The sequence below is a fragment of the Adlercreutzia sp. DFI.6.23 genome, from assembly GCF_024462535.1.
GTDB lineage: Bacteria > Actinomycetota > Coriobacteriia > Coriobacteriales > Eggerthellaceae > Adlercreutzia > Adlercreutzia rubneri.
In genome coordinates this window covers 1-378 of the sequence record NZ_JANGBP010000249.1, presented here as the reverse complement: position 1 = coordinate 378, position 378 = coordinate 1, and the positions used below count along the sequence as shown (strand labels likewise).

At 70.4% G+C, this 378-nt stretch carries 1 pseudogene; it reads right to left on the bottom strand.

Features of this window, described 5'->3' with window-relative positions:
• A pseudogene (locus NE591_RS13230) lies at window positions 1-378 on the bottom strand (adenine deaminase); the annotation flags it as partial.

Sequence of the window (378 nt, the reverse complement as noted above, 5' to 3'; positions counted from 1 at the left end):
TTTCGCGAAGCGCGTGTCGATGTCAGTTTCGGTGATGGCGGCCGCCAGGTTCGGCAGGTCGAGCCAGGCCGAGCCGTAGTGCAGCTGCGCGTACTGCCCGAGGCGCATCTTGGCCAGCGCGTCCTCGGCGCGGGTCGACTCGTGGCAGCAGCGCACGCCTCTGGCGACGTAGGCGTTCAGCCCCTGGTCGGTCTCGGGGATGGAGTAGTGGCCTGTGACCACCTTGTCGGCGGCGAGGGTGGCGGCCAGCTCGCCGTGGGCGTGATCGGTGCCCGCCAGCACGCCGGGGAAGTTCATCATCTCGCCGAGGCCCACCACGCCGTCCCAGGTCATGGAATCCGCGATATCGGCGGGGCCCACGGCGGCGCCGGTGTCCTC